General features: G+C 71.0%; 19 protein-coding genes. 5 read left to right on the forward strand and 14 right to left on the reverse strand.

Annotated elements, in window-relative coordinates; all coding sequences use genetic code 11:
• The first annotated feature begins 288 nt into the window (after positions 1-288).
• Together ABZS97_RS32040 and ABZS97_RS32045 are read left to right on the forward strand one after the other, a co-directional pair.
• Positions 289-1,614, forward strand: coding sequence for a GH1 family beta-glucosidase (locus ABZS97_RS32040; protein WP_356143382.1), 1,326 nt, complete (start codon positions 289-291; stop codon positions 1,612-1,614).
• A complete protein-coding gene (locus ABZS97_RS32045) occupies positions 1,611-2,885 on the forward strand; it encodes an MFS transporter (protein WP_356143384.1) in 1,275 nt (424 codons plus the stop codon). Before ABZS97_RS32040 ends, ABZS97_RS32045 begins: the two co-directional genes overlap by 4 nt.
• A 12-nt stretch (positions 2,886-2,897) precedes the next feature.
• Here ABZS97_RS32045 and ABZS97_RS32050 read toward each other — a convergent pair whose 3' ends face one another.
• Entirely contained in the window at positions 2,898-3,752 is an 855-nt protein-coding gene (locus ABZS97_RS32050) for an NAD(P)-dependent oxidoreductase (protein ID WP_356143386.1), read from the reverse strand.
• Between the two features lie 131 nt (positions 3,753-3,883).
• Between ABZS97_RS32050 and ABZS97_RS32055 the strand changes: the two genes are divergently transcribed.
• Positions 3,884-4,741 carry a helix-turn-helix transcriptional regulator gene (locus ABZS97_RS32055; protein WP_356143388.1) on the forward strand — a complete coding sequence of 286 codons (858 nt, stop codon included), beginning with the start codon at positions 3,884-3,886 and terminating at the stop codon, positions 4,739-4,741.
• 21 nt (positions 4,742-4,762) lie between these two features.
• Here ABZS97_RS32055 and era read toward each other — a convergent pair whose 3' ends face one another.
• Positions 4,763-5,731, reverse strand: a complete 969-nt coding sequence (gene era / locus ABZS97_RS32060; RefSeq protein WP_356143390.1) for a GTPase Era — start codon at positions 5,729-5,731, stop codon at positions 4,763-4,765.
• 177 nt (positions 5,732-5,908) lie between these two features.
• Here era and ABZS97_RS32065 point away from each other — a divergent pair, with 177 nt between their 5' ends.
• Together ABZS97_RS32065 and ABZS97_RS32070 are read left to right on the forward strand one after the other, a co-directional pair.
• The gene (locus ABZS97_RS32065) at positions 5,909-7,216 is read left to right on the forward strand and encodes an ammonium transporter (protein WP_356143392.1); all 1,308 of its coding nucleotides are present in this window, start codon (positions 5,909-5,911) and stop codon (positions 7,214-7,216) included.
• A complete protein-coding gene (locus ABZS97_RS32070; RefSeq protein ID WP_356143394.1) occupies positions 7,213-7,551 on the forward strand; it encodes a P-II family nitrogen regulator in 339 nt (112 codons plus the stop codon). Before ABZS97_RS32065 ends, ABZS97_RS32070 begins: the two co-directional genes overlap by 4 nt.
• A 31-nt stretch (positions 7,552-7,582) precedes the next feature.
• Here ABZS97_RS32070 and ABZS97_RS32075 read toward each other — a convergent pair whose 3' ends face one another.
• The 12 genes from ABZS97_RS32075 to ABZS97_RS32130 all read right to left on the reverse strand — a co-directional run bounded on the left by ABZS97_RS32075 (position 7,583) and on the right by ABZS97_RS32130 (position 18,134).
• Entirely contained in the window at positions 7,583-8,059 is a 477-nt protein-coding gene (locus tag ABZS97_RS32075) for a hypothetical protein (protein ID WP_356143396.1), read from the reverse strand.
• A gap of 367 nt (positions 8,060-8,426) precedes the next feature.
• A complete protein-coding gene (locus tag ABZS97_RS32080) occupies positions 8,427-8,780 on the reverse strand; it encodes a cytidine deaminase (RefSeq protein WP_356143398.1) in 354 nt (117 codons plus the stop codon).
• 13 nt (positions 8,781-8,793) lie between these two features.
• Positions 8,794-9,153: an MmcQ/YjbR family DNA-binding protein gene (locus ABZS97_RS32085; RefSeq protein ID WP_356143400.1), complete on the reverse strand. Its 360-nt coding sequence runs from the start codon at positions 9,151-9,153 to the stop codon at positions 8,794-8,796.
• On the reverse strand, positions 9,150-10,454 hold the full coding sequence (locus tag ABZS97_RS32090; protein WP_356143402.1) for a hemolysin family protein: 1,305 nt from the start codon (positions 10,452-10,454) through the stop codon (positions 9,150-9,152). Before ABZS97_RS32090 ends, ABZS97_RS32085 begins: the two co-directional genes overlap by 4 nt.
• Positions 10,451-10,948, reverse strand: coding sequence for an rRNA maturation RNase YbeY (gene ybeY, locus ABZS97_RS32095; protein ID WP_356143404.1), 498 nt, complete (start codon positions 10,946-10,948; stop codon positions 10,451-10,453). The genes ABZS97_RS32090 and ybeY overlap by 4 nt, the downstream gene beginning before the upstream one ends.
• Before the next feature lie 12 nt (positions 10,949-10,960).
• Positions 10,961-12,031: a PhoH family protein gene (locus ABZS97_RS32100; protein WP_356143407.1), complete on the reverse strand. Its 1,071-nt coding sequence runs from the start codon at positions 12,029-12,031 to the stop codon at positions 10,961-10,963.
• Positions 12,032-12,178: 147 nt separating this feature from the next.
• A complete protein-coding gene (locus tag ABZS97_RS32105; protein ID WP_356143435.1) occupies positions 12,179-13,306 on the reverse strand; it encodes a PfkB family carbohydrate kinase in 1,128 nt (375 codons plus the stop codon).
• 105 nt (positions 13,307-13,411) lie between these two features.
• Entirely contained in the window at positions 13,412-14,701 is a 1,290-nt protein-coding gene (locus tag ABZS97_RS32110) for a glucarate dehydratase family protein (RefSeq protein WP_356143409.1), read from the reverse strand.
• Entirely contained in the window at positions 14,698-15,639 is a 942-nt protein-coding gene (locus tag ABZS97_RS32115; RefSeq protein WP_356143410.1) for a 5-dehydro-4-deoxyglucarate dehydratase, read from the reverse strand. The genes ABZS97_RS32110 and ABZS97_RS32115 overlap by 4 nt, the downstream gene beginning before the upstream one ends.
• 216 nt (positions 15,640-15,855) lie before the next feature.
• Positions 15,856-16,848, reverse strand: a complete 993-nt coding sequence (locus ABZS97_RS32120; RefSeq protein ID WP_356143412.1) for an adenosine deaminase — start codon at positions 16,846-16,848, stop codon at positions 15,856-15,858.
• A 20-nt stretch (positions 16,849-16,868) separates the two neighbouring features.
• A complete protein-coding gene (locus ABZS97_RS32125; protein ID WP_356143414.1) occupies positions 16,869-17,774 on the reverse strand; it encodes a ribonuclease Z in 906 nt (301 codons plus the stop codon).
• Positions 17,775-17,780: 6 nt separating this feature from the next.
• Positions 17,781-18,134, reverse strand: coding sequence for a histidine triad nucleotide-binding protein (locus ABZS97_RS32130; protein ID WP_356143416.1), 354 nt, complete (start codon positions 18,132-18,134; stop codon positions 17,781-17,783).
• Between the last annotated feature and the right edge of the window lies 1 nt (position 18,135).

Here is an 18,135-nt window from a genome sequence, read left to right on the forward strand (position 1 = left end):
CCTCGTACTGGACGTACTTGGGGCTTCGGCCGGTGCGGCGAGGGTGCGTGCCGGGCGCCGCGGGTGCTGTGCGGGACTTTCAAAACACCCCCTAGGAGCGATACGCGGGGAGAAGCGCCCGTCAGGGGCGTGGGACTGTGTCAATATGCGGCTCCGCCGCGTGGGCGCGACCAGCCACATGCGGCCCGCAGCCGCGAGACAGGAGGGCCACCACTCCGCGTGCGCACCCCCGAGACCCGTAACTCGCACTTCACGCCCGGGCGTTGACTTCTGTTACCGCCGGTACGGATGATCGCGCGCATGGCGACGAACCCCCTCCCGCAGTTCCCGTCCGGCTTCCTCTGGGGCGTGTCCACCTCCGCTCACCAGATCGAGGGGGCCGCGGACGAACGCGACCCCTCCGTCTGGGATGCCTTCACCGCCCAGGAAGGGCGGGTGAAGGACGGCACCACCGCGGCGGTGGCCTGCGACCACTACCACCGCTACCCCGAGGACGTCGCGCTCCTCGCCGACCTCGGCGTGGACGCCTACCGCTTCTCGATCTCCTGGCCCCGGGTGAACTCCCCCGGCGGCCTCGACTTCTACGACCGGCTGGTGGACGAGCTGTGCGGCGCGGGCATCCGTCCCGTGCCGACGCTCTTCCACTGGGACCTGCCGGTCACGCTCGACTGGCTGGAGCGGGACACGGCCTCCCGTTTCGCCGAGTACGTGAGCGTCGTCGCCGCCCGGCTCGGCGACCGCGTCGGCAAGTGGATCACCCTCAACGAGCCCGCCGAGCACACCCTGCTCGGCCATGCGCTCGGCGCCCACGCCCCCGGCAAGCAGCTGCTCTTCGACGCGCTGCCGGTCGCCCACCACCAACTCCTCGCCCACGGCCTGGCCGTACGGGCGCTGCGCGCCGCCGGGGCGACGGACATCGGGATCGCCAACTCGCACGGCCCGACCTGGCCGGCGTCACAGGAACCGGCGGACCTGGAGGCGGCCGAGTTCTACGACGTCCTGCTGAACCGCCTGTTCGCCGACCCCGTCCTGCTCGGCCAGTACCCGGAGGGCATCGGCGAGTTGATGCCGGGCGACGTCGAGGCCGACCTCAAGGTCATCGGGGAACCGCTGGACTGGTACGGCATCAACTACTACGCGCCGACCCGGGTGGGCGCCCCGCAGGGCTCCGAGATCGAGTTCGGCGGACTCACCCTCCCCGCAGAACTCCCCTTCTCCGTAAGGGAGATCGAGGGGGTGCCGGTCACCGACTTCGGCTGGCCCGTGGTCCCGGAGGGGCTGACGGAACTGCTCACCGGCTTCCGGGGCCGCTACGCCGACCGACTCCCGCCGATCGTCATCACCGAGAACGGCTGCTCCTACGAGGGCATCGACGACCAGGACCGGATCGCCTACCTGGACGGCCACATCCGCGCGCTGCACCGGGCGTCGGAGGCCGGCGTCGACGTACGCGGCTACTTCGTGTGGTCGCTGCTGGACAACTTCGAGTGGGCGGAGGGATACGCCCGCCGCTTCGGCCTCGTGCACGTGGACTTCGAGCATCCCGACACGCTGGAGCGGACCCCGAAGGCGTCGTACGGCTGGCTTCGGAACGTGCTGCGGGCGCAGAGATGACCGCGACCTCGCGGGAGCCGTCGGCGGCGCCGGGACCGGACGCGCTCGCCGAGCCCGTGGAGCGCGTCGGCCGCGGCTGGACCTCGGCCCTGTCGCTCGCCAACGGGGCGATCTGGGTGGGCTGGTACGGCCCGCTGCAGATCCTGCTCGCCTCCCAGGCCGAGGACTTCGCGCCAGGCACCGGCATGTCCAAGGAGACGATGCTCGCCTGGGTCACCGGCGCGGGCGCGCTCGTCTCCCTGGTCGCCAACCCGGTCTTCGGGGCCCTGTCCGACCGTACGACGGCCCGCCGCGGCCGCCGTACGCCCTGGATCGTGGCCGGGACGGCAAGCGGGGCGTTGGCCCTGCTGCTGCTCGCGGGGGCGGGCGGGGTGTGGACGATGGCGCTGGGCTGGTGCCTGGTCCAGCTGACACTGAACGCCGCCTTCGCCGCGGTCACGGCAGCCGTCCCGGACCGGGTGCCGAGGCTCCAACGGGGCTCCGTGGGCGGCTGGTTGGGAGCCGCGCAGATCCTCGGCGTGGTCGGCGGCACGGGCCTTGCGACCGCGGCCGGGGGCGTCGGGGCGGGCTACGCGGCGTGCGCGGTGTTCACGCTCGTCGGTGTGCTGCCGTACGTGCTGAAGTACGAGGATCTGCGGCTGCCGGTGTCCGCGCGGCCGCCCTGGTCCTGGCGGGACTTCCTCGCCGGTTTCTGGCTGAGCCCCCGCCGCCACCCGGACCTCGGCTGGGCCTGGCTGACCCGCTTCCTGATCAACCTGAGCAACGCGCTCGTGCTGCTCTACCTGCTCTACTACCTGCGGGACCGCCTGCACCACCACGACCCGGAGCAGGGCGTCCTCATCCTCACCGCGGTCAACGGTGTGACGCTCCTCGCGACGGTCGTGGTCGGCGGTGCCTGGTCAGACCGGGTCGGGCGCCGCAAGCCGTTCGTGATCTGGTCCGGCGTGCTGATGGCGCTCGCCACGGCCGCCCTCGCCGGGTGGCAGACCTGGGCGGGCGCGCTCGTCGCGGCGGCGGTGCTGGGCGTCGGCTTCGGCGTCTTCACGTCCGTCGACTTCGCCCTGATGACGGACGTCCTGCCGAAGGCCGTGGACCGCGGCAAGGACCTCGGCGTCATCAACGTCGCCAATGCCCTGCCCCAGGTCGCCGCCCCCGCCCTGGCGGCACCGATCGTCACGTATCTGGGCGGCTACCGGGTGCTGTATCTGGTGGCGGCCGTGATCGGGCTGGCGGGGGCCCTGCTGGTGCGGCGGATCAGAGGGGTGGAGTGAGGGCACGGGCTCTCACAGGGCGCCGGCGTCCCGGGCCGTGTAGACGCTGGGGTACAGCGGGCGGTAGCCGAGTTCGCGGCGGATGCGCCCGGTGGAGAAGATCCCGGTCCACGGGTCGGGATCGGTGCGGGTGTACAGGTCGTCGGGGACCTCGACGCCGTTGAGCTGGTGCAGCTCGACCGCCGTGACAGGGGCGTCGTCGGCGATGTTGTAGATCCGTCCGCCGATTCCCGGCGCGTGCAGGATGCGCAGCAGCGCCTGGGCGACGTCCGCGTGATGGCCCATGTGCAGCCGTTGGGCGGCCGCCCAGCTCCGGGCCCACATCAGGGACTGGGCGAGGTGCGGATCGCCCTCTCCATAGACGAAGGGGAGCCGCCCGACGCGCACGTCCAGGCCCTCCAGGGCCAGCAGTTCCCGCTCGGCCGCGACCTTGGACTCGGTGTAGGCGCCCCACATCGTCCCGCCGGGCCGGCTCTCGTCGTCCTCGGTCAGCGGGCGGCCCCGTCCGGCGCCGTACACCAGCCCCGTGCTGAGCTGCACGAACCTCCGCACACCGGCAGCCAGCGCCGCCCGCCCGAGCTCCACTGCCGCGTCCCGGTTGACGGCCCGCGCCTCCTCGTCCGGCACCCCGCGGAAGGCCGCCGCGACGTTCACGACCGCGTCCACCCCGGCCACCGCCTTGCCGAGCGCCTCCGCGTCCCGCAGATCGCCGACGACGACCTCGGCGCCCAGCTCCGCGAACCGCTCCCCGCGCGCCGCGTCCCGCACCAGCACCCGCACCTGTTCTCCGGGCCGGGACTGCGCCAGCAGCCTCGGTACGAAGCGGCGGCCGACCTGTCCCGTCGTACCCGTCACCAGTGTCAGCATGATCTGTTCCCCTGTTCCTCTCGGTCCGGTGCCACCACTCTCGGACCGAGCGGGGGCGACCGGGAGAGACCCGTCGATCAGGGGACCGGCAGTCCCTGGATAACGCGCGCGGGTTGCCGCAGCCTGGAGGGGTGAACCGAGCCGAACTCGCCGACTTCCTGCGCCGTGGCCGTGCCCGCCTGGACCCCTCCGACGTGGGGTTGGCGCCCGGCGCCCGCCGCCGTACACCCGGCCTGCGCCGCGAAGAGGTGGCGCAGCTGGCCGGCATGTCCGTGGACTACTACACCCGCCTGGAACAGTCGCGTGGCCCGCGCCCGTCCCGCCAGATGCTGACGGCGCTGGCCCGCGCCCTGCGCCTGACGGACGACGAACTGGACCATCTGTTCCATCTGGCGGGCGAGGAGCCACCGCGCCGCGGGAGCACGTCCGCGCACGTACGCCCCGGTCTGCTGCTGGTCCTGGACCGGCTGCACGACACCCCGGCGATGGTGATGAGCGACTGCGGTGACGTACTGGCGCAGAACGCGATGTCGAGGGCGCTGAGCGGGGACGTGTCCGCCCGCCCGCCACGGGAGCGCAACCTGGTCCGCCGCTTCTTCCTGGACCCGGCCGCGCGTGACCTCATCCCGCCGGAGGACTTCCCGGCGCACGCGCGCGCCCATGCGGCGAACCTGCGGGCGGTGGCGGCGGCCCGCCCCGACGACCCGGAGCCGGCCGCACTCGTGGCCGAACTACGCGCGGGAAGCGAGGAGTTCGCGCGCCTGTGGGACGACCACGAGGTGGCGGTGCGCCGCGCGTCGACGAAGCGCTTCCAGCACCCCCTGGTCGGCCTGCTGGAGCTGGACTGCGAGGTCCTGCTCAGCGACGAGCACCACCAGCTGCTGATCATCCACACGGCGCGCCCGGGCACCGAGTCGTACGAGCGCCTGCAACTGCTCCGGGTGGTGGGCCTGCAGGACCTGACACCGAGCGAAAGCAGCCGGGGCTGAGCGCCCGCCCCCGAGGGGTGCCTAGAACCCCAGCTTCCGCAACTGCCGGGGATCCCGCTGCCAGTCCTTCGCGACCTTCACATGAAGATCCAGGAAGACCGGCGTGCCCAGCAACGCCTCGATCTGCTTGCGGGACTTGATGCCGACGTCCTTCAGGCGCTTGCCCTTGGGGCCGATGATGATGCCCTTCTGGCTGGGCCGCTCGATGTAGACGAACGCGTGGATGTCGAGCAGCGGCCGGTCCGCGGGCCGGTCCTCGCGGGGCAGCATCTCCTCGACGACCACGGCGATGGAGTGCGGCAGCTCGTCCCGCACGCCCTCCAGCGCGGCCTCGCGGATGAGCTCCGCGATCATGACCTGCTCGGGCTCGTCGGTGAGGTCACCCTCGGGATAGAGCGCCGGTCCCTCCGGGAGCAACGGCACGATCAGGTCCGCGAGCAGGCCGATCTGCTGGTCGCCGACCGCCGACACGGGCACGATCTCCGCCCACTCGAACCCCAGCTCCTTGCCGAGCTGGTCGATCGCGATGAGCTGCTCGGCGAGCGCCTTGCTCTCGACGAGGTCGGTCTTCGTGACGATCGCGATCTTCGGCGTCTTCTTGATCGACGCCAGCTCCTTCGCGATGAACCGGTCACCGGGACCGAGCTTCTCGTTCGCGGGCAGGCAGAACCCGATGACGTCGACCTCGGCCCAGGTGGTCCGCACGATGTCGTTGAGCCGCTGACCGAGCAGCGTGCGCGGCTTGTGCAGCCCGGGGGTGTCGACCAGGATCAGCTGGGCGTCGGGCCGGTGCACGATGCCCCGCACGGTGTGCCGCGTGGTCTGCGGCTGGTCCGCGGTGATCGCGACCTTCTGCCCGACCAGAGCGTTCGTGAGGGTGGACTTGCCCGCGTTGGGGCGGCCCACGAAGCAGGCGAAGCCGGCGCGGTGGGGAGCTCCGGAGGGCTCCGACGGCTCGGATGACGGGGTACGAACGCTCATGGCGCCCATTGTCCCTGATCCACAGGCACCCGCCGCACGCCGAGGCCCCGTACGGGCACCCGACCGTGCCCGGTGAGCTTCCGGAAACCCCCGCGCAACACGAAACACGCCCGAAACGCGCCCGTGCACAGCCGGAAACGCGCACCGGTGACCCTCTGACGAGCCCCCACACCGTTGGAGACAACCGTGCCCCTCGCCGCCGCGCACCTGGACACCGGTGACACCGCCTGGCTGCTCGCCGCCACCGCGCTCGTCCTGTTGATGACCCCGGGCCTCGCCCTCTTCTACGGCGGCATGGTCCGCACGAAGAGCGTCCTCAACATGCTGATGATGAGCTTCGTGTCGATCGCCCTGGTCACGGTGGTGTGGCTGCTCGCCGGCTACTCCCTCGCGTTCGGCGACGACGCGTTCGGCGGGCTGATCGGCGGCCTCGGCCACGCCGGAATGGCGGGCCTCGGCCCGGACAGCGTCCACGGCACGGTCCCCACGCTCCTGTTCGCCACCTTCCAGCTGACCTTCGCGATCATCACGGCCGCGTTGATCAGCGGCGCGATCGCCGACCGGGCGAAGTTCGGGGCGTGGCTGGTCTTCGTGCCGCTCTGGGCGCTGCTCGTATACGTTCCCGTCGCGCACTGGGTGTGGGGCCCCGGTGGCTGGATCCTGGAGAAGCTCGGCGGGCTGGACTTCGCGGGCGGTCTGCCGGTCGAGATCACCTCGGGCGCCTCCGGACTGGCGTTGTGCCTGGTCCTGGGCCCGCGGCTGGGCTTCAAGAAGGACGCCATGCGCCCGCACAACCTGCCGATGGTGATGCTGGGCGCGGGCCTGCTGTGGTTCGGCTGGTTCGGCTTCAACGCGGGCTCGGCCCTGGGCGCCAACGGCCTGGCCGCGGCCGCCTTCCTCAACACCCTCGCCGCCGGCTGCACCGGCCTGCTCGGCTGGCTCTTCGTGGAGCAGCGGCGCGACGGCCACCCGACCACCCTGGGCGCCGCCTCCGGCGCGGTCGCGGGCCTGGTCGCCATCACCCCGTCCTGCGGCTCGGTCTCCCTCGTCGGGGCGCTGGTCGTCGGCCTCGCCGCCGGCGTGGTCTGCTCGTACGCCGTGAGCTGGAAGTTCAGGCTGAACTACGACGACTCGCTGGACGTCGTCGGCGTCCACCTGGTCGGCGGAATCATCGGCACGCTCCTGATCGGCCTGTTCGCGACCGCCGAGATGACCGGCGGCGCGGAGGGACTGTTCTACGGCGGCGGGCTCGGCCAGCTCGGCAAGCAGCTGGTCGCCGTCCTGGCCGTCGGGGCGTACGCCTTCACCGTCACGTACGGCATCGGGAAGCTGCTCGACAAGGTCATGGGCCTGCGGGCGGACGCGGACCACGAGCACACGGGTCTGGACCTTACGGTGCACGCCGAGACGGCTTACGATCACGGGGTCCTGGGCCATGGCGCCCCGGTCTCCGCGTCCGCCACCGCCACTCAGAAGGTCAAGACCCAGGCATGAAGCTCATCACCGCGATCGTCAAGCCGTACCGCCTCGACGAGGTCAAGAACGCGCTCCAGGAAATCGGGGTGCACGGCCTGACCGTGACCGAGGCCAGCGGGTACGGGCGTCAGCGCGGCCACACCGAGGTGTACCGCGGCGCCGAGTACCAGGTCGACCTCGTGCCCAAGGTCCGCATCGAGGTCGTCGTCGACGACGCCGACTCGGACACCGTCATCGACGCGATCGTCAAGGCCGCGCGGACGGGGAAGATCGGCGACGGGAAGGTGTGGGCGCTGCCGGTGGAGACCGTGGTGCGGGTACGCACCGGGGAGCGCGGCCCCGACGCCCTCTGAGGGCGAGGACCGCGCTCGACGGGCGCGCTGCTCAGTCGAACACGAACGGTCCCGGGGCCTGCGGCCCGGTCGCCGTACAGGTGATGGTGAAGCCGAGGACGGTCATCTGCAGTGAACCACCGTAGGCCTCCAGGCTGTCCCCGGAGGCCACGGTGCCGTCGAGCGGTCCGACCGTGACGCTGTCACCGGCCGCCATGGCCGGGTTCTTCGTGCCGCTGAAGGCGGTGGTGCCACCGCTCGCCTTCACCAGCGTGAGGGTGGAGCTGATCGAGTCCTGCGCCAGGGCGATGGGCGCGGTGATCGCGGACGACGTGACCGTGACGGTGGCCGCGGTGCCGTCCTGGGTGGCGGTGAGTGTGGCCTCGCCGCCGCCGAAGCTTCCGCAGTCGGCGGTGATCGTCGCCGTCTGTGGGGTGACGGCGACGGCGGTGGGCGCGAGCGCGAGCCCGGAGACCGCGAGGGTCCCGATCAGCACGGCCGCACCTGTTCCGATTCGCTTGCCTCTCATGGGGTGAGGCTCCCTTCCCGTATCTGGGAACTGCCATGTGGGGATGGACGGGAGATACACACCGACGGACCCCGCGTGGCAGGTGGGTGCGAACACACTGCCCGACATGGAATCTGACGGTCCGTCGGAACTTGCGGTTCCATTGACACGCGAGAGCCGCAAAACAACAAGGTTGAATTCCGGCCGACCCTGCAGCCCGTCCGGCGTTCGAGGACGAGCGAGGTCTTTCAGCCCGTCCGGCGTTCGAGGACGAGCAAGGTTTTTAAGCCCGTCCGGCGTTTGAGGACGAGCGCGAAGCGCGACAGGGGGGAAAGGGGGCGAAGCCCCCAGAACAACGGGAAGGGAAGGGGCGGAGGGGGCGAAAAACTCAGCCCGCGGCCACCGTCACCCGTACCGCCCCGTCGGGCCCGGCGACAAGCACCGGCGTCCCGACCCCGCCAAGGTCCCGCACAGCGGCAAGATCCTCCACGGAGACACCCTCCGCCCCGGTCACCACAGCCGCCGCCTCAAGCGACTTCGCCCCCGAAGCCACCGCCATGGCAACAGCCGTCCGCAACGCACTCAGTTGCAACGACTCCAGCGAAACCGTCCCGGCGACATACGTACGCCCCGTCTCATCGCGTACGGCCGCCCCCTCGGGCACCCCGTTGCGGGCCCGCGCGGAACGGGCCAGGGTCACGATCTTGCGGTCCTCGGGGTCGAGCGCGCTGCTGTCGGTCATGCCCAGAGCATAGTCAGGGCCGGTCGAGGCGGAGGCGCTGAGCCCTCGGCAGACCGGCGACGACCAGGTCGTAGGAGTCCTCGACGAGCTCCCGGACCACCCGGTCCGGGAGCTCGCCGTCGACCGTCACCGTGTTCCAGTGCCGCTTGTTCATGTGGTACCCGGGGATGATCAGCCCCGGGTACTCCTCGCGGAGCCTGACCGCGTCGTCCGGATCGCACTTCAGGTTGACCGTGAGCGGGCGCGCGTCCAGCGTGGTGAGCGCGAAGAGCTTGCCCAGGACCTTGAAGACCGAGACCTCCGGCCGGAAGGGGAAGTCCTCGACGGTCTCGTTGAAGGACAGGCAGAACGTGCGCAGTTCCTGCGGGGTCACTCCGGCTTCTCCTCCTCGGGCGGCTCCACCGGGCCCAGCGGCTCGACGAGCACGGTCACGATCTTGTTCCGGCGGCCGGCCGCGGTCTCCGCCGTCAGCCGCAGCTCCTGCCCGTCGGGCAGTTCGACCAGCGCGGAGGCTCCGGCGATCGGGACGCGTCCGAGGGCCTTGGCGAGCAGTCCGCCGACGGTCTCCACGTCCTCGTCGTCGTACGCCTCGAAGCCGTACAGCTCGCCGAGGTCGCCGATGTCGAGGCGGGCGGTCACCCGGTAGCGGTTGTCGCCGAGGTCGGCGACCGGCGGGAGTTCGCGGTCGTACTCGTCGGTGATCTCGCCGACGATCTCCTCGAGGATGTCCTCGATGGTGACGATGCCGGCCGTGCCGCCGTACTCGTCGATGACGACGGCGACGTGGTTGCGGTCCTGCTGCATCTCGCGCAGCAGGTCGCCGGCGTTCTTCGTGTCGGGCACGAAGGCGGCGGGCCGCATGGCCGTCGACACCAGCTCGCTCTCGGCGTCCCGGCTGATGTGCGTCTTGCGGGCCAGGTCCTTCAGATAGACGATCCCGACGACGTCGTCCTCGTTCTCCCCGGTGACGGGGATGCGGGAGAAGCCCGACCTGAGCGCGAGCGTCAGCGCCTGCCTGATGGTCTTGTACCGCTCGATGACGATGAGGTCGGTACGCGGGACCATCACCTCGCGTACGAGGGTGTCGCCCAGCTCGAAGACGGAGTGCACCATGCGGCGCTCCTCGTCCTCGATGAGGGACTCCTTCTCGGCGAGGTCGACCAGCGCACGCAGCTCGGCCTCGGAGGCGAAGGGGCCGCGGCGGAAGCCCTTGCCGGGGGTGAGCGCGTTGCCGATGAGGATCAGCAGGGGCGGGATCGGTCCCATCACGCGCGCGAGCGGCAGCAGGACGTACGCGGCCGCCGTCGCCGTGTTCATCGGGTGCTGGCGGCCGATGGTGCGCGGGGAGACGCCGACGGCGACGTACGAGACGAGGACCATCACGCCGATGGCGACCGCGAGGGCCTGCCAGGTCCGGTCGAACTCCTGCAGGCACTCGTAGGTGACGAGCGCGGCGGCCGCCATCTCGCAGGCCACGCGCACCAGCAGCGCCACGTTCAGATAGCGGGTCGGGTCGGCGGCGACCTGGGCGAGCTTCGCGCTGCCGCGCCGCCCGGACCGCACGGCCTCCTCGGCCCGGAAGCTGGAGACGCGCGCGAGGCCCGCCTCCGCGCAGGCGGCGAGCCAGGCGACGACGACCAGTGCTATGGCACCTACGACGATCTGGGCGCTCATGACACGGTCGGCGCCGGGGACGGGCCGGTGAGGCCCTTCTCCGCGCGCCAGCCGTCCACGATGGCGGCCTGCAGGCCGAACATCTCGGCCTTCTCGTCGGGCTCCTCGTGGTCGTAACCGAGGAGGTGCAGCACTCCGTGGACGGTGAGGAGCTGGAGCTCCTCGTCCATGGAGTGCTGCGTCTCGGCGTCCTTGCCCTGCTGCTCGGCGACCTCCGGGCAGAGCACGATGTCGCCGAGCAGCCCCTGCGGCGGCTCGTCGTCGTCCTTCGCCGGCGGACGCAGTTCGTCCATCGGGAAGGACATGACGTCCGTCGGACCGGGCAGGTCCATCCACTGGATGTGGAGCTGCTCCATGGCGTCGGCGTCCACGACGATCACCGAGAGCTCGGAGAGCGGGTGGATGCGCATCCGCGCGAGCGCGTAGCGGGCGATGTCGAGGATCGCCTGCTCGTCGACCTCGGTTCCGGACTCGTTGTTGACGTCGATCGACATGGTCGTGCTGGTCTACTTCCCCTTGTGTACGGCCCTGCCGCGGCCGCCCTGGCGGGAGCCGTTCTCGGTGCCGTTCTCGCTGTCGTACTTCTCGTACGCGTCGACGATACGGCCGACCAGCTTGTGCCGTACGACATCGTGGGAGGTGAGCCGCGAGAAGTGGACGTCGTCGAGGCCGTCCAGGATGTCCTGGACCTGTCGCAGACCCGACTTGGTGCCGCTGGGCAGGTCGACCTGCGTGACATCGCCCGTGATCACGATCTTCGAGTCGAAGCCGAGGCGGGTGAGGAACATCTTCATCTGCTCGGCGCTGGTGTTCTGCGCCTCGTCCAGGATGATGAAGGCGTCATTGAGCGTACGGCCGCGCATGTACGCCAGCGGCGCGACCTCGATCGTGCCGGCCGCCATCAGCCGCGGGATCGAGTCCGGGTCGAGCATGTCGTGCAGCGCGTCGTACAACGGGCGCAGGTAGGGGTCGATCTTCTCGTACAGCGTGCCCGGCAGGAAGCCCAGCCGCTCACCGGCCTCGACGGCCGGCCGGGTCAGGATGATCCGGTTGACCTGCTTGGACTGGAGGGCCTGCACGGCCTTGGCCATGGCGAGGTAGGTCTTTCCGGTACCGGCGGGGCCGATGCCGAACACGATCGTGTGCTTGTCGATCGCGTCGACGTACCGCTTCTGGTTGAGCGTCTTGGGGCGGATGGTGCGGCCACGCGAGGACAGGATGTTCTGCGTGAGCACCTCGGCGGGGGTCTCGGGTCCGTCGCCCTCCCCGTTCTCGCCCGCTCTGAGCATGGCAATCGAGCGTTCCACGGCGTCCTCCGTCATCGGCTGCCCGGTGCGGAGCACGAGCATCATCTCTGCGAACAGACGCTGGACGAGGGCGACTTCCGCCGCGTCGCCGACCGCGCTGATCTCATTGCCCCGGACATGGATGTCGGCCGCCGGGAAGGCCTTCTCGATCACGCGCAGGAGGGCGTCTCCCGAACCCAGCACGGTCACCATGGGGTGCTTGGCCGGGACGGTGAAGTGCGCTCGGGCCTGCTCCTGCGCGGGGGTCTGAGCTGTGGGTGTCTGAGTCATGGGCCGGCTATGAAGGCCTGACCATCCTCCTCTTGCGGGGGCTCGCGCCCGCTCGACAGCCTTGCACTGCCAAGAGTACGACGGTGCACTGACAACCCCGTAGGGCTTTTCCGGGGCGGCATCATCGGGGCGTGGAGGCGCGGCGCTCTAGGCCGACCGGCCGAACCCGATCGTGGGGACCGCGCGGCGCAGCGGCCACGGCCGCGTGACCTCGGGGATGAGGCCCTCCAGGAAGGCGTAGCGGCGCAGCGCGGTCGGTTCCTGGTCGTCGTAGGACTGGACGCGGCGCCACCACGCGGCGATCTCGTTCCAGCCGGGGGCCGACAGCGAGCCGCCGAACTCCTGCACGGACAGGGCGGCGGTCAGCCCGGCGAAGGCGAGGCGGTCGGCGAGGGGCCAGTCGGCGAGGGTGCCCATGACGAACCCGGCGACGAAGACGTCACCGGCGCCGGTCGGGTCCAGGGCCTCGACGGCGATCGCGGGGACCTCTGCGGTCTCGCCGGTCCGGCCGTCCACGGCGTACGCGCCCTCGGCACCGAGGGTCACCACGGCGAGCGGCACGTGTGCGGTGAGGGCCTGGGCGGCCGCTCTCGGGCAGTCGGCCCCGGTGTACCGCATGGCCTCCTCGGCGTTGGGCAGGAACGCCTCGCAGTGCGCGAGGTCGGCGAGCCCGGCGAGGTCCCAGCGGCCGGTGTCGTCCCAGCCGACGTCGGCGAAGATCCGGGTGCCCGCGCGGGCGGCCTCGGCGATCCACGGTGCGCGCACACCGGGCGTCAGCGAGGCGACGGCGGCGCGCGCCCGGGGCGGGCAGTCGGGCGCGGGCTCCTCGGGCGGCGGCTCGTGCCCGTGGCTGACCATGGTGCGCTCACCCTCGTACGCCATCGACACGGTGACCGGAGAGTGCCAGCCGGGCACCGTGCGCGACGGGGAGAGGTCGATGCCCTCGCCCTGGGCCAGCGCGTCCCAGCAGTACTCCCCGTAGTGGTCGTCCCCGAAGGCCGCCGCGAGTGACGTGCGCAGTCCGAGCCGGGCCAGCGCGGTGGCCATGTTGGCGACGCCGCCGGGGCTCGATCCCATGCCGCGGGCCCAGGACTCGGTGCCGCGCACGGGGGCGGAGTCGAGGCCGGTGAAGACGATGTCGAGGAAGACGGTGCCCGTGAGATAGACGTCCCAGGGCGGGTCCTGAGGAGTGCGCAGCCCGGCGAGCGGGTCGACCTGGGACTGGCTGTACGGTCGCTCTCCGTTGGACGCGGTCACGAGGCGCTCCCTGAACATGGTGCGGTTCAGGCCAGTGTGCACCACGCCTCCCGGTGGGCGACGGCGATCCCGCGCGTGCCGCCCGCCGCGCCGCCCCCGCCTCCTCGCGGGGCCTCGGGGGTCCTACCAGCGCGGAACGGCCGGGGTGACCCACGTGGGGTCCGCGATCCGCATCGCCGCCGCGTCGTCCCGTTCCCGCAGCGAGCCGTCGTCGTCCAGCCACCTGCGGTGCAGGAACGCCAGCTTGTCGCGGTCGAGCTCGACGCCGAGGCCGGGCGCGTCGGACACCGTCACGCAGCCGCCCTCGAAGGTGAGGCGCTCGGTCAGTACGTCCTCGGACTGCCAGGGGTAGTGGGAGTCGCAGGCGTGGTGGAGATCGGGAACCGTGGACGCGACGTGGGTCATGGCCGCGAGGCTGATTCCCAGATGGGTGTTGGAGTGCATGGAGACCCCGACGCCGAACGTCCGGCAGACGGCGGCGAGTTCACGGGTGTTGCGCAGTCCGCCCCAGTAGTGGTGGTCCGACAGCACCACCTGGACGGCGCCCTTGGTGAAGGCCTCCTCGATCTCGGCGAAGGTCGTCACGCACATGTTGGTGGCGAGCGGCACGGACGTGCGCGCGGCCACCTCGGCCATCGCCGGGGTACCGAGCGCGGGGTCCTCCAGGTATTCGAGTACGTCCCCGATCTCCTGCGCGACCTTGACCGAAGTCTCCACGGACCAGGCACCGTTGGGGTCCAGGCGCAGCGGATGCCCGGGAAAGGCCTCGGCGAGCGCCCTTACGGCCGCGATCTCCTCGTCGGGCGGAAAGACCCCGCCCTTGAGCTTGAACGAGGTGAACCCGTACCGCTCCTTGAACTTCCGCGCCTGCTCGACGACTCCGGCGGGATCGACGGCCGCACCCCAGTCGTCCTTCTCGGCGGCGAGGCCTTCCGGATGGCCGGCCCACTTGTAGAACAGGTACGCGCTGTACTCCACGGTCTCGCGCACCTTGCCGCCGAGCAGCGCGTGCACGGGCAGCCCGAGCGCCTTGCCGAGCGCGTCCAGACAGGCGACCTCGAACCCGGAGACGACGGACAGCCGGAGCTTGTCGGCGGTCTGCACGCCCCGCAGGCCGCCGACGTCGACCTGTCCGGAGACTCGGGACCCGTCGACGGCGACCTGGTCCGCGAGAGTGAACAGGCCGTTCAGATCACTGACTTGATGGCCCGTCAGCTTCTCCGCGAACGGCCGTGCCAACTCCAGGTACTTGCTGTCGCCGTACGTCTCCCCGACTCCGGTGACACCGTCGGCGGTCACCACCTCCACGATCAGCCGCGGCGTGTACGGCTGGTGCACGCCCTGCGTGTTGAGGAGGGGCGGGTCGGCGACCAGGATCGGCGTCAGCCGTACGTCCGTGATGGTGAGGTTCACAGAGCGGCTCCCACGAGGTCGAGTCCGGCGGTCAGAAGGGGCGTGAGGTCCGCCAGGTCGGCGGCCGAGGGATCGACGAGCGGCGCGCGAACGGGCCCCACCGGCAGCCCCCGCAGCCGCGCGGCGGCCTTGACCAGCGACACGGCGTATCCGGGCACCCGGTCACGCAGTTCGACGAACGGAACGTAGAAGTCCCGCAGGAGCTTCTCCACGGTCCCGCCGTCCCCCTCCCGCAGCGCCGCATGAAAGGCACCGGCGATCTCGGGGGCGAAGGCGTGCACGGCGGACGAGTAGGCGGGGACGCCGACGGTGGCGTACGCCCGCGCCTGGATCTCGGCGGTCGAGGCTCCGTTGAAGAACAGGAAACCCTCGGGCGCGGCAAGGGTGAGCCGCTGCAGCCGGTCCAGGTCGCTGTGCCCGTCCTTCAGCCCGATGACTCCGGGAATCCGCGCGATCTCCCTCAACCCGTTGCCGCTGAAGGCGACTTGGCCACGCTGATAGGCGATGAGCGGCAGCCGTGTCCGGGCGGCGATATGCTCCAGCTGCGCCACGAGCCCGCTCTCGGGCGCGGCGACGAGATAGTGCGGCAGCACGAGCAGGGCGTCGGCCCCGGCGTCCTCGGCGATGCGCGCGAACCGGGCGGCCTGCGCCCATCCGTACCCGGTCCCGGCGACGACCGGAACGCGGCCGGCGGCCACCTCGACCGCCGCCGCGACGACCTGCCGGTACTCGTCCTCGTCCAGCGAGAAGAACTCCCCGGTGCCGCAGGCGGGAAAGAGAGCACCGGGCCCGGCGTCGACCTGCGCCGCGACATGCGTACGGAAGCCGTCGAGATCCAGAGAGCCGTCCCCATGAAAGCTGGTCAGCGGAAACGACAGAACGCCCTCCGCCATCCCCTGACGCAACCGCCCGACAACGCTTCCCGCACCCGTACTCATCAGGACCCGACTCCATCTCCGTACGTAAACGCCATCCACATATGAATACGAAGATTAGAGAGACGAACAAGAACCGTCAATGCGCCCCTCCGCCGCCCTCCCCCCGACACGGACACGGCAGGGCCCCGGCAGGCAGCAGCCGCACCGGGGCCCGGACCCATGTGGGTCCTACGCGAAACAGGTACTTCGCGAAACAGGTACTTCGCGATACAGGTCCTACGTGAACTCGTACGCCTCGACCTCGGCGATGTACCGGGCCCGCCGCTCCTCGTCGTGCTCCAGGAAGGAGGCGACGAAGGAGTTGCGGGCCAGCTCCCGCAACCGCTCCGGCCCGAGCCCGAGCGCCGCGCCCACGGCGTCGAAGTTGTCCCCGGCGTAGCCGCCGAAGTACGCGGGATCGTCGGAATTGACGGTGCACAGCAGCCCGGCGTCGAGCATGGCGGGCAGCGGGTGGTCCGCGAGGACGTCCACCGCGCGCAGCCGCACGTTCGACAGCGGGCAGAGCGTCAGCGGCACCCGCTCCCGCACGAGCCGCTCGACGAGCTCGGCGTCCTCCATGCAGCGCAGCCCGTGGTCGATGCGCTCGACGCCGAGGATGTCCAGGGCCTCGGTGATGTACGCCGGCGGCCCCTCCTCGCCCGCGTGGGCGACACGGCGCAGGCCGAGCGCGGCGGCGGCCTCGTACACCTCGCGGAACTTGACCGGCGGGTGGCCGACCTCGGCGGAGTCGAGGCCGATGCCGACGATCCGGCCGAGGTGGGGCTTCGCGGCCTCCAGCGTGTCCATGGCCGACTCGGCGGACTGGTCCCGCAGGAAGCACATGATCAGCTGGGTGGACACGCCGTGCGTCTCCTCGCTGCGCCCAAGGGCCCGCCACAGCCCCTCGACGACGGTCCCCATCCCCACCCCACGGGCGATGTGGGCCTGCGGATCGAAGAAGATCTCCGCGTGCCGCACGCCCTGCGCGGCGGCGCGCGCGAGATAGGCGTCGGCGAGGTCGGCGAAGTCCTGCTCGGTGCGCAGGACGGCCATCAACTCGTAATAGAGGTTCAGGAACGACTGGAGGTCGTCGAAGAGGTACGCCTTGCGCAGCTCTTCGGTGTCCGCGTACGGCAGCTCGACGCCGTTGCGCGCGGCGAGCGCGAAGGCGAGCTCGGGTTCGAGAGTGCCTTCGATGTGCAGGTGGAGTTCAGCTTTGGGGAGGGGCATCGCAGCATAGTACGGGTGTTTTATTGCCGTTTCGGAACCGGCACCCGTTGCAGATCGCGGGCCACGGTCAGCTCTCCCTCGAACCCGGCGGCCCGCGCCTGCCGCTCGAACTCCTCCGGGTCCGAGTAGCGCTGACTGAAGTGCGTGAGCACGAGATGCCGCACACCGGCGTCCCGCGCGACCGTCCCGGCCTGACCGGCTGTCAGATGCCCGTGATCGGAGGCAAGTTGGACGTCCTCGTCGAGGAACGTCGACTCGATGACGAGCAGGTCGCATCCCTCGGCGAGCGCGTGCACCCCCTCGCACAGCCGGGTGTCCATGACGAACGCGAACCGCTGCCCGCGCCGCACCTCGCTGACGTCGTCGAGCGTGACGCCCCCGAGGGAGCCCTCCCGCTGGATCCGCCCGACGTCCGGCCCCTTGATCCCGTGCGCGGCGAGCCGCTCGGGCAGCATGCGCCGACCGTCGGGCTCGACGAGCCGGTACCCGTAGGACTCGACGGGATGGGACAGCTTCCGCGCCTCCAGGCAGTACCCGGAGGTCGTGGCGAGGACGCCGTCGGCGGCGACCGGCGCCTCGGTGAGCGCGACGGTCTCGCGGTACGCCGTCGCGTACCGCAGCCGGTCGAAGAACCGCTGCCCCGAGCGCGGATAGTGCGCGGTGATCTCGTGCGGCACCCGGTCGAGGTTGATGCGCTGGATCACCCCGGCGAGACCGAGCGAGTGGTCGCCGTGGAAGTGCGTGACGCAGATCCGGTGCAGGTCGTGCGCGGCGACCCCGGCACGCAGCATCTGCCGCTGGGTGCCCTCGCCGGGGTCGAAGAGAAGGCCCTCGCCGTCCCAGCGCAGCAGGTAACCGTTGTGGTTGCGGTGCCGGGTCGGGACCTGGCTGGCGGTGCCGAGCACCACCAATTCACGTACGGACAAGGTCACTTACCCCGGAGGCCACTGCAGGCCGCGGCCGCCCAGAACGTGCGCGTGCGCGTGCCAGACGGTCTGGCCCGCGCCGCTGCCCGTGTTGAACACGATGCGGTAGCTGTCCAGCTTCTCGTCGGCCGCGACCTCACCGGCCTCGCGGAGCACGTCGGCGGCGATGCCGGGCTCGGCGGCGGCGAGGGACGCCGCGTCCGGGTGGTGCACCTTGGGGATGACCAGGACGTGGGTGGGCGCCTGGGGGTTTATGTCACGAAACGCGACGGTCGTCTCCGTCTCCCTGACCAGGGTCGCCGGAATCTGCCCCGCGACGATCTTGCAGAACAGGCAGTCGTCCTGCGGCTCTCCCGCCATG

The sequence above is a fragment of the Streptomyces sp. NPDC005485 genome (genome assembly GCF_040606085.1).
Lineage (GTDB): Bacteria > Actinomycetota > Actinomycetes > Streptomycetales > Streptomycetaceae > Streptomyces.